General features: G+C 71.5%; 11 protein-coding genes. 5 read left to right on the top strand and 6 right to left on the bottom strand.

Translation table 11 applies throughout. The annotated features are described in order from the left end of the window. Window positions 1-79 precede the first annotated feature (79 nt). The gene (locus LZ199_RS09190; protein ID WP_253993266.1) at window positions 80-1,600 is read left to right on the top strand and encodes a peptidase M3; all 1,521 of its coding nucleotides are present in this window, start codon (window positions 80-82) and stop codon (window positions 1,598-1,600) included. A gap of 18 nt (window positions 1,601-1,618) precedes the next feature. On the opposite strand, the gene LZ199_RS09185 is transcribed toward LZ199_RS09190, so the two are convergent. The 3 genes from LZ199_RS09185 to LZ199_RS09175 all read right to left on the bottom strand — a co-directional run bounded on the left by LZ199_RS09185 (window position 1,619) and on the right by LZ199_RS09175 (window position 4,032). Then, entirely contained in the window at window positions 1,619-1,966 is a 348-nt protein-coding gene (locus tag LZ199_RS09185; protein WP_253993409.1) for a hypothetical protein, read from the bottom strand. 146 nt (window positions 1,967-2,112) lie between these two features. Beyond that, entirely contained in the window at window positions 2,113-2,640 is a 528-nt protein-coding gene (locus tag LZ199_RS09180) for a hypothetical protein (protein ID WP_253993265.1), read from the bottom strand. A 354-nt stretch (window positions 2,641-2,994) separates the two neighbouring features. Further along, window positions 2,995-4,032 (bottom strand): hypothetical protein, encoded by a 1,038-nt coding sequence (locus LZ199_RS09175; RefSeq protein ID WP_253993264.1) that lies wholly within the window; start codon window positions 4,030-4,032, stop codon window positions 2,995-2,997. A gap of 106 nt (window positions 4,033-4,138) precedes the next feature. Between LZ199_RS09175 and LZ199_RS09170 the strand changes: the two genes are divergently transcribed. Next, on the top strand, window positions 4,139-5,056 hold the full coding sequence (locus LZ199_RS09170) for a DUF2058 family protein (RefSeq protein ID WP_253993263.1): 918 nt from the start codon (window positions 4,139-4,141) through the stop codon (window positions 5,054-5,056). A 75-nt stretch (window positions 5,057-5,131) separates the two neighbouring features. On the opposite strand, the gene LZ199_RS09165 is transcribed toward LZ199_RS09170, so the two are convergent. Then, the gene (locus tag LZ199_RS09165; RefSeq protein ID WP_253993262.1) at window positions 5,132-6,313 is read right to left on the bottom strand and encodes an acyl-CoA dehydrogenase family protein; all 1,182 of its coding nucleotides are present in this window, start codon (window positions 6,311-6,313) and stop codon (window positions 5,132-5,134) included. A gap of 109 nt (window positions 6,314-6,422) precedes the next feature. Here LZ199_RS09165 and LZ199_RS09160 point away from each other — a divergent pair, with 109 nt between their 5' ends. Together LZ199_RS09160 and LZ199_RS09155 are read left to right on the top strand one after the other, a co-directional pair. Further along, complete coding sequence (locus tag LZ199_RS09160; RefSeq protein ID WP_253993261.1) at window positions 6,423-7,229, top strand: sterol desaturase family protein; 807 nt, start codon at window positions 6,423-6,425, stop codon at window positions 7,227-7,229. A gap of 51 nt (window positions 7,230-7,280) precedes the next feature. Next, the gene (locus LZ199_RS09155) at window positions 7,281-8,039 is read left to right on the top strand and encodes an SDR family NAD(P)-dependent oxidoreductase (protein ID WP_253993260.1); all 759 of its coding nucleotides are present in this window, start codon (window positions 7,281-7,283) and stop codon (window positions 8,037-8,039) included. A gap of 424 nt (window positions 8,040-8,463) precedes the next feature. On the opposite strand, the gene LZ199_RS09150 is transcribed toward LZ199_RS09155, so the two are convergent. Both LZ199_RS09150 and LZ199_RS09145 read right to left on the bottom strand, forming a co-directional pair. Then, complete coding sequence (locus LZ199_RS09150; protein WP_253993259.1) at window positions 8,464-10,290, bottom strand: methyl-accepting chemotaxis protein; 1,827 nt, start codon at window positions 10,288-10,290, stop codon at window positions 8,464-8,466. A gap of 147 nt (window positions 10,291-10,437) precedes the next feature. Beyond that, window positions 10,438-11,184, bottom strand: a complete 747-nt coding sequence (locus LZ199_RS09145; protein ID WP_253993258.1) for a PP2C family protein-serine/threonine phosphatase — start codon at window positions 11,182-11,184, stop codon at window positions 10,438-10,440. A 333-nt stretch (window positions 11,185-11,517) separates the two neighbouring features. On the opposite strand from LZ199_RS09145, the gene LZ199_RS09140 reads away from it, so the two are divergent. Beyond that, window positions 11,518-12,564 carry a hypothetical protein gene (locus LZ199_RS09140; RefSeq protein ID WP_253993257.1) on the top strand — a complete coding sequence of 349 codons (1,047 nt, stop codon included), beginning with the start codon at window positions 11,518-11,520 and terminating at the stop codon, window positions 12,562-12,564. Window positions 12,565-12,585 lie beyond the last annotated feature (21 nt).

Here is a 12,585-nt window from a genome sequence, read left to right as displayed (position 1 = left end):
TGCCAAGAAAGCCCGACAAACGACCGAGCCTCGTACCCTCGGCCCTTTATGCGCGCGAGCCCTGGTACGGTCCGCGCCCATGGACCGCCCCCTACACGCCGTCCGCACGCGGCTGGACGACTTCCTCGCCGAGCTGGCCACCCTTCAGTACCGGCATGGTGCCGGCCTCGCGCGAGAGCTTCCCATCGCGAGCCTCCACGCCTCCTTCCCGGAGCTGTCCGCCCCGGAAACCTTCGTCGCCGCCACCGAGGCGCTCGCCAAGGCCCGCGCGAAGAACGACGTCCTCGCCATCCGCCGCATCCAGCTCGTGCGCGAGCTGGTGGCCACCCAGGTGGAAGAGGCCCTCGCCGCCCGTCCCGCCCAGGCCATGGCCACCGTGGAAGCCAACGCGGTGCTCAACGTCGACGACGAGTCCTTCGACTTCGCCGGGGCGATGAGTCGACTTCCCCACGAGCCCAATCGTGCCCGCCGCGCCGGCCTGGAGCGCGCCGTCGGCAACTACCTCTGGGAGAACCGCGGCCCCTATGCCGACCGCCGCGAAGCCGCCCTCCTCACCGCCGAGAGGCTGGGCGCCAGCGACTACGTCACCCTGCGCGGGGACATCACCGGCATCGACTACCCCCAGCTCGCCGAGGCCGCCAGGCTGACGCTGAAGCACACCGAGGACGCCTACCGCGACGTGCTCACGTACGTGCTCAAGAAGACGGACCCGCAGCTGCGGCCCCTGCCCGCTGGCGACGCGCGAAGGCACGACGTCCAGGCCGCGCTCCAGGCCCCCTGGCTGGACGAGCACTTCCGCCGGGAGGACGCCTGGCCCGCGGTGCGCCAGTGGCTGGGCGAGTGGGGCTTCACGCCCAACGCCGGAGGCCGCATCCGCATGGACGAGGAGGACCGCCCCGGCAAGTCGCCCCGCCCCTTCGTCGTCACCATCCGCGTGCCGGACGACATCCGCGTGGTGCTCCAGCCTCGCGGTGGACTGGACGCCGTGGGCAGCCTGCTCCATGAGCTGGGCCACGCCCACCACCGCGCCCACGTCTCGGGGGACCTGCCCATGGAGCTGCGCCGCCTGGGCGACGCGGCCGTGACGGAGGCCCACGCCGCCGTCTTCGAGCGACTGCTGCTGTCCTCCGAGTGGCTCAAGCGCTACCTGGGGCTGGCGACGATGCTCGCGCACGACACGGCGCGGATGGCCGCGTTCCAGTCGCTCAGCGTGCTGCGCCGCCACTGCGCGAAGCTGTCCTACGAGCTGTCGCTGTGCGCCAAGGGCCCGTCCACCGAGCGCGCCGACGAGTACGCCGATGGTCAGCGCCGCGCCCTCTTCGCGGAGCCACATCTCGGGTTCTACCTGTACGACGTGGACCCGCAGCTGTACGTGGCGCACTACCTGCGCGCCTGGGCCCTGGAGGCCCGACTCACCAGGCGCCTCACCGAGCGCTTCAACGAGGACTTCTGGAGGAACCCGAACGCCGCCGCCTGGTTGAAGGGGCTGTACGCTCGGGGTGGAACGGATGACGCGGAAGGACTGGCCACGGAGGTATCGGGCGCGCCGCTGGCATTGCCCGAGGCGGGGGAGCGCCTCGTGGCCATCCTCAACCGGTAGTGGTGGCCGCGCGAGCGACTACTTCTTCTTGCGCAGCGCCCGGACGATTTTGTCCTTCGTCGGGTTGGCGGCCGTCTCGCGTGCACGAGGCGCTTCGGGCGCCGCCGCCTTGGTGGCCGGCGTCTTGGCCGCCGCGGCGCGAGCGCGCATGGCCTTCATCAGCTGCATCTCGATGACGAGCAGCTCATCGCCGAGCTCCTCGTTGTCGCCGGCCGCGCGCGGAAGCGGAGCTCGCGTGCTGGAAGCGCCGGCGCCATGCCGCATGCGCAGCGCCTTCTCCTCCTCGGCCGTGAGCGTGCGCGTCTTCTCCAGCGCCGCCTTGACCTCCTTGGCCGTCACCGTGCTACTCCCGACCTTGCGCTCCATCTCCGCTCCCTTGTTGTGCAGCATGCTGAACATCCGAGCATGTCGGACGCGTCCGAGCCGCAACCGTCGGGGATTGTAGAGGACGCAAGAGTTGGCGCAAATTTTCTTCCAACAGGTCGCTCCCGCCCTGTAGCGCCAGAGGGCGCCTACAGGTGCATTCCCACTCCCAGAAACGCGGTGGAAAGCGCCTGGCGCCGCCCGGAGAACGGGGAGCCGGTGGCGGAGAAATTCTGGTAGCGGGCCTGGGCGGACAGGAACAGCCGGCCCCCCAGCTCCACGTCCATTCCCCCGCACAGCTCCGGCCCCAACTGGAGGACCCGCGGCGCTTCCTCCCCCTCCCGGCCATGGGACACCAGGAGGCTCACCCCCAGCCCGAGGTACGGGCGGACCCGGCGTGCATCGGGAAGCGTGACTCGCAGGGACATGGGGGTCGCCTCGGTGAGCCGGCGGTTGGAGGCCATGTGTCCGCCCACCTCCAGGAAGGACTGCTCCCGGCGATAGCTCCACGCCAGCCCCGCGCTGTAGCCCACCTCCCGCCGCCCGTCCGGGTCCTTCAGGACGAACGCCCCCACCGGGAACGCCGTGACGCCCAGGCTGCGGGAGGGAGGCTCCGCGCTCGCGAGCGGCGCGAAGAGCCCGCACAGGCACAGCAGCAGGAGGGGGAGACGGCGCATGGGGCCCGAGGAGAGCAAGGCACACGCCACCCGAGGACTCGTGTGAATCCAGGGGCTTGAGCGGCGAGACGGCACCGCTGCCTCGAGTGTCCGGGCGATGCGGTCAGGGCAGGCGGCCTGGCTCGGAGCGCCGGGCTCTCCCACCCCCATGACTCGCCTGTCCCGAACAGTGGGCCTCGGCCAAAGGCCTCCGCTCGACTCCGCCAGGGCCTCGTCGAGCAGCCCTTGCCGCGCAACCGCGATGGACGACTCCGTCGGGGGACGCCCCATGTGGAGCACTCTCCCGCGAACCGGACGACTCCGCCGGGGCCGCCAGGAGGGCGCCCACCTGGGGCGCCCCACCCGTGAAACGGCCTACTCCGTCGCGGCCTCGTCCTCGGGCTCGGGCGGCGTCTCGCCCGTCGTGGTGCTCTTGGCACCCTCGGGCTTCGCGCGCTCGATGCCGAAGCGGTCCAACGCGTCGGCGATACCCTGGGGCTTGTCCGCGTCCGGGAGGAACTCCTCGGGCGGCGCGAGCTTCGGGTCCTTGCCCAGCTCGGACAGGGCCGCCTCCAGCGTCAGCCGCAGCTCCGCCGCCTCGGGCGTCTTCTCCGACGGCACGCCCACGCGCCCGTCCAGCCGGGCCTTGAGCACCACGGAGGTGGCCGCGTCCACCAGCACCTCTCCATCCAAGGAGCGCGGCAGCCGGTGGGCGAAGAAGTTCGCGCGCCGACGCGTCGTCTCGTCCGCTCCGCCCTTGGGCTCGAACAGCTTCGGCAGCGGCCGGGAGCCATCGGCCTCCGACGCGGGCGCCAGCGTCACCACGTAGCGCCACGCCGTGCGCCCCTCATAGGTGACGGTGCCCTGCGGGGCGAGCTTGAGCCGCCCCTGGAACAGGCTGTCGAAGTCGCGGATGGCGCCGGTCAGCTCCGTGCGGGTGCGCTCGGCCATGCCCCGGTCGCGCAGCCGCTGACGGAACGGGCCATACCGGTTGCGGGCGAACACCTGCCCCCCCACGCGCATGACCTCCAGGCCCTGGTCCCGGGAGTTCTCCAGCACGCCGTGGAAGTCGCCGCTGACACCCCCAGGCCCCGCGCGGAAGGTGCGCGTCTCGGTGAGCTTCACGGGGTTGGACTCGGCGGAGGTCCACTCGTAGCCGAGGGTGGCCTGGTAGCGGTGGGGCCCCAGCCGCTCGGTGATTTCGGCGGCGTCCATGCCGAGGATGCGGCGGGCCACCTGAGGGTTTTCCGCGACATCCTCCGGCGGGAGCTTCTGCTGGGCGGAGGCCACCACCTTGGGCGGGTCCTCCGGCGAGAAGATGCGCGCCTTGGCCGCCTTGTCGACCGGATCCGAGCAACTGGCGGCGGCCAGCGCCACGGCGAGGGTGACGGCGGACTTCTTCAGACGGCTCACGACTCCTCCGGAGGGGGTACCACGGGGGCGGCAAGTTACGTGGCGCATACAAGAGCGGCAAGCTGCGGCTTGCGTGCGGCCGTGCAAGGGATAGAACGGCCTTCTCATGCAGAACCTGCGCGACAAGTTGTTGAAGGCGGGCCTCGTCACCGAGGAACAGTCCAAGAAGGCTGATGTGGCAACCAGCCAGACGGAAGCCCGGAGGCCCCAGCCCCAGGAAGGCGGACGTCCAGGCGGCAACCGTCCTCCGCCCCGGCGTGACGAGAACCGGACATCCGGTGCCCCGTCTTCCCGAGGCGAGGACCGTGGCCCCGGCAACCGAGAGGGAGGTGGCCGCCCCGGCGGCGGCCGTCCCGGCGGTGGAGCGCCACGTCCCGGCGGAGGAGCGCCCCGACAGGGAGGCTCCTTCCGTCCCGGTGGCGGTGGCGGCGGAGGTGGAGCGCCCCAGCACGGACGTCCCGCCGCCCCCGTGGCCGAGAAGCCCATTCCCAAGCTGCCCCCCATGCCCGGCTCCAAGGCCTACCAGCGCGCCGAGTCCAAGCGCCAGGTGGAGCTGGACAAGGCGCTGCGCGAGCTGGTGTTGGGCTCGCAGGTGCCGCAGGAGCCCGGGGAGACGGCTTTCTACTTCATGACCCGCAAGGGCAAGCTGCGGCGCATGGAGCTGACGCCGGAGCAGGCCAAGCGGCTGGAGGACGGCGAGCTCGGCGTGGTGGAGCGTCCGGACCCCGCGCAAATCGAGCACTCGCTGGTGCCCGCCGCGGCGGCCGAGCAGATGTACGCGCTCTCGAAGAAGGCCGTGCGCTTCCTCAACCGGAAGGACGACCCCGTCGGCTTCATGAACGACGAGGAGCTCAAGGCGCAGCAGGCGGCGGAGGCCGCTGGCACCGCGCCGGAGCTGTCCGACGAGTCCCCGGCGGAAGGCGCCGAGGCGTCCGCCTCCGAGGCTGAAGCGTCCGCTCCCGCCGAGGCCGAGGCCCCGTCCGCCGAGGCCTCCAAGGCCGAGAGCGGCGAGAGCCAGGGCTGACCCCCGGCTTCACCCGCGAAGACCCTCCCCTCTCCCACGCAGCCGGGACGAGGGGAGGAGTCCGCCAGGGGTCTGTCAGTCGAAGGCGTCGAGGCCGGTGATGGCCTTGCCCAACACCAGCGTGTGCACCTCGTGGGTGCCCTCGTAGGTGAAGACCGATTCGAGATTCAGCATGTGGCGCACCGGTGGATACGCGTCGGTGATGCCATTGGCGCCGTAGATGCTCCGCGCGACGCGGGCGATATCGAGCGCGCTCTTCACGTTGTTGCGCTTGGCCAGGCTCACCATGACGGGCGTCACCTTGCCCTCGTCCTTGAGCCGCGCCACGCGCAGGCCCACGAGCTGCGCCTTGACGATGTCCTGGAGCATGTCCGCCAGCTTCTCCTGCGTGAGCTGGTAGCCGGCCACGGGCTTGCCGTTGAACGACGCGCGGGACAGGGCGTACTCGCGCGCGCCCTCGAAGCAGGCGATGGCGGCGCCGGTGACGGCGAAGGCGATGCCCAGCCGCGCGTTGTTGAGGCAGGACAGGGGCCCGCGCAGGCCCACCACGCCGGGCAGCATGTTGCGCGCGGGCACTCGCACGTCCTGGAGGGACAGCTCGCTGGTGATGGACGCGCGCAGGGAGAACTTGCCGGGGATGTCCCGCGCGGTGAAGCCGGGCATGCCCTTCTCCACCAGGAAGCCCCGGACGGACTCGGGGCCGCCGTCGTCCGTCTTGGCCCACACCACCGCGACGTCGGCGATGGCGCCATTGGTAATCCACGTCTTGGTGCCATTGAGGACGTAGTCGTCGCCGTCCTTGCGCGCGCGGGTGCGCATGCCTCCGGGGTTGGAGCCGAAGTCCGGCTCGGTGAGGCCGAAGCAGCCGATGACGCGCCCCTTGGCCATGCCCGGCAGGAAGCGCTCCTTCTGCTCGTCGCTGCCGTACGCGTGGATGGGGTACATGCAGAGCGAGCCCTGCACGGACGCGAAGGAGCGCAGCCCGGAGTCCCCTCGCTCCAGTTCCTGGAGGATGAGGCCGTAGCTGACGGTGTTCATCCCCGCGCAGCCGTAGCCCTGGAGGTTGGCGCCCAGCACGCCCATCTCCGCGAGCTGGGGCACCAGGTGGAAGGGGAAGGTGCCGTCGCGGAAGTGCCCGCCGATGATGGGCAGCACCTCGCGGTCCACGAAGGCGGCCACCGTGTCGCGAGCGGCCTTCTCCTCGGGGGACAGCAGGTCGTCCAGCCGGAACAGGTCAGTGATGTCCGCGCGTGCCATGGCGCCGTCCTAATGCCCGCCTCCAGGAGCGTCAAACCGGCCGTGCAACCCGGCGCGGCCCCGGGGGTTAGCATGGGGTGACGGCGGCACGGGCCGGAGGTGGAGCGCGATGGTGCACGCATTCTTGGCGATGTTCCCCTTCGTCCTCGGCGTCTCGGGGACGCTGAAGGTGTCGATGGTGGGCCTGGGGTGGTGGGCAGCCGGGCTGAGCGCGGGGGCGCGGCGGCGCGTCTACCGCAAGCCGCTGGCACCGGGGCAGCTTCGCAGCGAAGCGTGGGCGGCGGTGCGGGTGGTGCTCTTCGACGCGGTGCTCGTCGCTTTGTTCCGCGTCGTGTTCCAGTCCCGGGTGGCGCCCTTCAGCGTGGGCGCGACGGTGGCGACCTTCGTCTTTCTCTTCGTGGGCTTCGAGGTGTGGTTCTACGCCACGCACCGCCTGCTGCACACCCGCGCGCTCTACCGGTTCCACGCGCAGCACCACGTGGCGCAGGTGACGAACCCGCTGACGTCGCTGTCCTTCTCGCTGGTGGAGCGCCTGGTGCTGCTGGGAGGCAACTTCGGCCTCGTCATCCTGGCGCTGGAGGTGATGCCCGTCACCCAGGCGGGAGTGGCGCTCTACATCCTCACCAACTACGCGCTCAACGTGGTGGGCCACGGGAACACGGAGTGGCTGCCGGAGCGCTTCGTCGCGACCTGGCTGGGGCGGCAGGTCCTCACGCCCACCTTCCACGCCATGCACCATGCCCGGTACCAGGGCCACTACGGCCTGTACACCACGGTGCTGGACAGGTGGTTCGGCACGGCGTTCGACGACTATCCCCAGGTCCACGCCCGCGCTCGGGCCGGCCAGGGCCTGGAGCGCGTGGGGGAGCGCTTGCGGCCCCAGGCCCAGGCTCCGGCGCTCGCCCCTACCGGGTGAGGCCTGTCGTCGGGCGTGCCCGGCCCGGCCCGGGGCGCTAGGCTGCCGCACATGACGACTCAGCAGACCGTGGTGGTGACGGGCGCGAGCCGAGGCATTGGCCGGGCCGTGGCGTTGATCTTCGCTCGCGAGGGCTACCGCGTCTGGGCACTGGCCCGCTCGGCGGATGCGCTCGAGGTGCTGGTGAAGGAAGGGGGCGAGCGCATCCGTCCCCTCGTCGTCGACGTGGCGGACGAGGCCGCGCTGGTCGCCGCGACGAAGACGATTCTCGCCGACGGGACTCCGCGTGTGCTGGTGAACAACGCGGGCATCACCGTGTCCGCGCCGCTGACGAAGACGAGCACGGCGGACCTGGCGCGGGTCATGGCCATCAACGTGACGGCGCCCTTCCTGCTGTGCCGGGAGTTGATGCCCGCCATGGCGCAGGCCGGCGGTGGACGCGTCATCAACATCGGCTCCATGGCCGCCGTGCGCGGGATGAAATACACGTCCGCCTACTGCGCCTCCAAGCACGCGCTGCTGGGCCTGACGCGCGCGCTGGCGGTGGAGTACGCGAAGAAGAACGTGACGGTGAACGCGGTGAATCCCGGCTGGGTGGAGACGGACATGCTCTCCAACGCCACGGCGGCCATCTCCCACACCACCGGCCGCACGGGAGACCAGGCGCGCGAGGCGCTGGCGTCGATGAACGCCATGGGTCGCATCATCCAGCCGGATGAGGTGGCCTCGCTGTGCCTGTTCCTCGCATCGGACGCCGCGGGCGCCATCACCGGCGCCGCGCACGCCATCGACGGCGGCGAGCTGGGCTGAGCCACGAACCCGGCGCGCGCCGCCTCAGCGCTGTGAGCGCGGCCGCGCATCCGAGCAGCAGCGCGGCGAGCCGACGCCTCTTGGGGCGTCGCCGCGTCCGGTCCGCCCGAGGCGATGCGCCGCCTCAGCGCCGGTAGCGCGGCCGTGCATCCGGAAACACCGCGACGAGCCTACGCCGCCTTGGGTGTTGCCGTGCCCAGTCCGCCCGAGGCGATGCGCCGCCTCAGCGCTGTGAGCGCGGCCGTGCATCCGGGGAAACACCGCGACGAGCCTACGCCTCTTCGGGCGTCGCCGCGTCCAGCCCGCCCGAGGCGCTGCGCCACCTCAGCTCTGTGAGGGCGGCCGTGCCTCAGGGAAACACCGCGACGAGCCGACGCCTCCGTGGGCGTCGCCGCGTCCAGTCCGCCCGAGACGATGCGCCGCCTCAGAGCTGATAGCGGCCGACGATGGCGCTCAGCTCGCCCGAGGCGGCGGAGAGCTGGATGGCGGCCTGCTCACTGGCCGCCATGCGGTCGACAATCTGGTCCGCCACGTCCGTCATGGAGCTGAGCGCGGCGAACAGCTCCGCGATGCCCGCGTCCTGCTGGCGCACGGCATCGGAGATGCTCTTCACCGTCTGGCCGTTGCTCTGGATGATGCCGGCCAGCGAGCGCAGGCTCTCTCCCGCCGCCTGCACCTGCTCCAGCCCGCCCTCCACCTCGCGCGCGCCGCCCTCGCTGATGCGCACGGCCTCCGAGATGGCCTTGCCGATGTCGCCCAGGATTCCCTGCACGCGCGTCGTCGCGCCCGCGGACTGGTCCGCCAGGGAGCGCATCTGCCGCGCCACCACGGAGAAGGCACGGCCCTGGTCCCCGCTGCGCGCCGCCTCGATGGAGGCATTCAACGCCAGCACGTTGGACTGGTCCGCCAGGTCCTTCACCGTGCGGGTGATGTCGCCCACCAGCCGCGTGCGCTGATGCAGCACGGTGATGGTGCGGCCAATCTGCTCGACGTGCGAGCGGATGTGCGTGAGCCCGCCCACGCTGCCGGACACGGCGGCCTCGCCCGCCTCACCGAAGCCGCTCGCCCTCTCCGCCTCGCGCTGGATGGTCACCACCCGCCTGGCCGCCGCGCGCGACGACTCCTGGAGCTGCTGCGCCGCCAGCTGCGTCTCATGCAGCGCCACCGCCTGCTGCGACACCGCCTCGTTCTGCACGGACGCGGACTCGGACAGCTGCGCCGAGGCGGACTCGAGCTGCTCAGCCGAGCCCTTCAACGCCATCAACAGCGAGCGCAGCTGCACCATCATCTCCGCGAACGACGCGGCCAGCCGGCCAATCTCGTCCTGCGAGTGCACCTCCAGCGTGCCCCGGAAGTCGCCCTCCGCCACCACCCGCGCCGCCGCCGCCGTCAGCTCCCGCAGGGGGCCCGTCATCCGGCGCACCAGCAGCAGAATCACCCCGCCCGCCGCCAGCGCGGTGAACAGCCCCAGCCCGACGATGAGCAACACCGCGGTGGTGAAGCGCGACGACTCCGTCTTCTCGTCCCGCGCCAGCACCAGCTCCAGCCCCTGGTCCACCGGCAACCTCGACACGCGGAACGATGAGTCCTCCACGTCCACGCGGCCCTGCTCCACGTCCGCGTCCACCGCCGCCAGCAAGGCCTCCGGCGCCACGACGTCCACGGACTGGGCCACCAGCCGCGGCCCCACGCGCAACAGCAGCTCCACGCCCCGCTGATTCCTCAAGTCCTTCAGCGGCGCGTCGTCGAACCGACTCCCCAGCACCAGGTGCCCCACCGTGCGCCCGTCCACCTCCACCGGCCGGGACATCGTCCAGTAGACCGCGTCGCCCACGTAGAGCACCCCGGGCGCGCTGCTCTTCACCCGCTGCGCGAGCGCGGGCAGCGGCTCCCGGTAGGAGCCCGCGAGCAGCCCACCCTCCGGCGAGGTGATGAGCAACAGCTCCACCGACACCAGCGTCTTCTCCGCCTCGGCGAACGCCTGGAGCGCCTTCGCGTCCACCGTCGCGCCGGAGAGCAGCGAGCGAAGCTCGGCGTTGGCCGCGGCGCTGCGCAGCAGCACCTTCAGCGTGCGAGCCTCCTGGGCCACCAGGCGGCTCCAGGCGGACTCGTCGTGGGTGAGGGCCTGGGCCAGCTCCGTGTTCATCCGGGAGCGCAGCACGACGCCGGTGAACGTCACGCACAGCGCGGTGAGGGCCAGGATGACCAGGGTGATGGCGATGGTCAGGCGAGCGGCGAGGCTGTGCGTCATGCGCTGCGGTGTCGGACGAGAGGGGAAACAACCGGGGTGGGGGAACCCCCGCAGCCGCACCCTACCCCAAGCTTCCGGGATTGCGCAGTAAGGCCGGGATGACCCGGCTCCTCCTGGTTGACCCTCCCACCTTCACTGACTTCCGCCTCACGCGTCGGCGACCCGCAACACCACGGCGGTGATGTTGTCCTTGCCGCCGGCCTCGAAGGCATCCGCCACCAGCGCGTCGCAGACCTCCCGCGCGGAGGCGAGCGACAGGCGCCTCAGCAGCCCGTCCATCCCCAGCGGCTCGTAGAGGCCATCCGAACACAACAGGAAGACGTCCCCGGCCTCCGCGTGAAGTCGCTGCAGCGTGGGCTCCGCGTTGTCCGTCCCCAGCGCGCGGGTGATGAGGTGCCGCCAGTTGGAGGCGCCTCCCGGGGGCTCCATGCCCACGTCCTTGAGCTCCTCGATGAATGAGTGGTCCCGGGTCAGCGACTCCAGCTTGCCTGCCCTCAGCCGGTACAGGCGGCTGTCCCCCACGTGGGCCACCGCCGCGCCGTCCTGCCCCAGCGCCAGGGCCACCACGGTGGAGGCCATCTCGCTCAGCCGGCCCACGCGCTGGGCCTGGAGGTTGCGCTGGGCCAGCAGCGAGCACGCCGCCAGGAGATTCTCCTCGCGCGTGCGACGGGGGTCGGCGACCTCTGGCCACACCGCCTCCCGCTCGCGCTCCCATTGCTGCCCCAGGCCAGCGAACGTGTCCACGACACAGCGGCTCGCCACCTCGCCGCCCTCCTGCCCACCCAGCCCATCCGCGACCACGTACAGCCCCAGCTCCGGCAGGACACAGTAGGAGTCCTCGTTGTGGGGCCGGCGACCGATATGGGTCTGTCCCGCGCTTTCGATACGCAGCATGACACCGCCTCCTCGAGCCTCTCCCCAGCAAGCGGGAGGCCAGCGCCCATCCCCAGGTGGGCACCCTCTACGGATACCTCTCTTTGTGCGGCGGCTGGAGCGTGAGTGCCATCGGACCTCGGCGTGCGCCCCGCACCCGTTCGGTGCCTGACGTTGCAAGCGCCCTTCATCCCGAAACGTTGTCCAGTGCGAGGGGTGGCGACCCCACAGGTGACGGGCGCTCGCCACTCCTTCAGGGTGGATGGGGACCTCACGGAAGGCCCCTGGCAACTTTCACCCCGGGCGTTCGACAATACGGATGATGTCCGCCGTGCGCGCCCTGGGAGGCGACCGATGACTTCCATCCGCCGTCTGTCTTCGAGCATCCTGTCCTCGCTGCGGCGCACCTCGCTCGACGTGGACAACAGTGTGTCCCCGCTCACCCAGAGCGAGTCGCTGGACCCGGTGTCGAAGATCCGCCGGGGCTACTCCGACGAGAGCGACTTCCAGGCCGAGGGCGCGGACGGCGCGGACGCCCTGCTGGCCTCGTTCGACACGGATGAAGTCGGCGATGAGGGCCCGACGCGCGAGCTGGACCATGCGGCGCTGCGCGTGTTCTCCGGGGAGAGCTCCTTCGAGTCCGCGGCGCCGCGCTACGCGCAGCGGCTCGGCTCGCAGCTGCCCTCCTCGCTGGGAGCGCCGCGCGACTTCGGCAACGGCGTGGAGCAGGCGTCGCGGCGCGCCGGTGCGGGCGTGCCGGATGCGTCCGACATCCTCTCGCCGGACGAGGCGGCGTGGGAGCTGCAGAACCTGGACACCTCTTCGCCGGGCGTGGACGCCCCGGAGGATCTGCTCTCCATGATGGGGACGCCTGCCTCCTCGGTGCGGGTGGACCCTCGGGACCTGGATTTGGATTGGTTCGAGGAAGGCGTCCCAGCCATCGACGGGGCAACGCCGGAGGGCGGCGCGGTGGAGGGCCTGACGGCGGCGCGGTATGCGTCCGGGGAGCTGATGGATGCGTCCGTGCGGCCCGCGGGCCCGGACGAGTTCCTCGCGGACCTGAGCGATTTGGGCGACCTGGTTCCGCTGGCTCCGGACGACGAGGAGCCCGGCCCGGCGGACGCGGCCCTGGCGGGAGTGCTCGGCTCGCTCGCGGCCAACCCCGTCGCGGCCAGTGTCCCGGTGAGCGCGGCACTCGGAGCCCAGAGCGTGGACGTGGTCGCGGACGCCGTGGAGCTCCAGCCCGACGCCCAGCCGGCCGAGCCCGCCTCCGTGATTGTCGAGCCGCAGTTGGAGCAGCTCGCGATGGCGGGTGACAGCTTCGTGGAGCAGCCCGGGTCCACTCCGTCCGGCACGGAGCAGGCCTCTCCCACGGCCGAGGTCCTCGCGGATCAGCCGTGAGCCGTGCCCCGTCGAGCGGCA

Source organism: Myxococcus qinghaiensis (genome assembly GCF_024198215.1).
Taxonomy (GTDB): Bacteria; Myxococcota; Myxococcia; order Myxococcales; family Myxococcaceae; genus Myxococcus; species Myxococcus qinghaiensis.
This window is presented reverse-complemented; position numbering and strand designations above follow the sequence as displayed.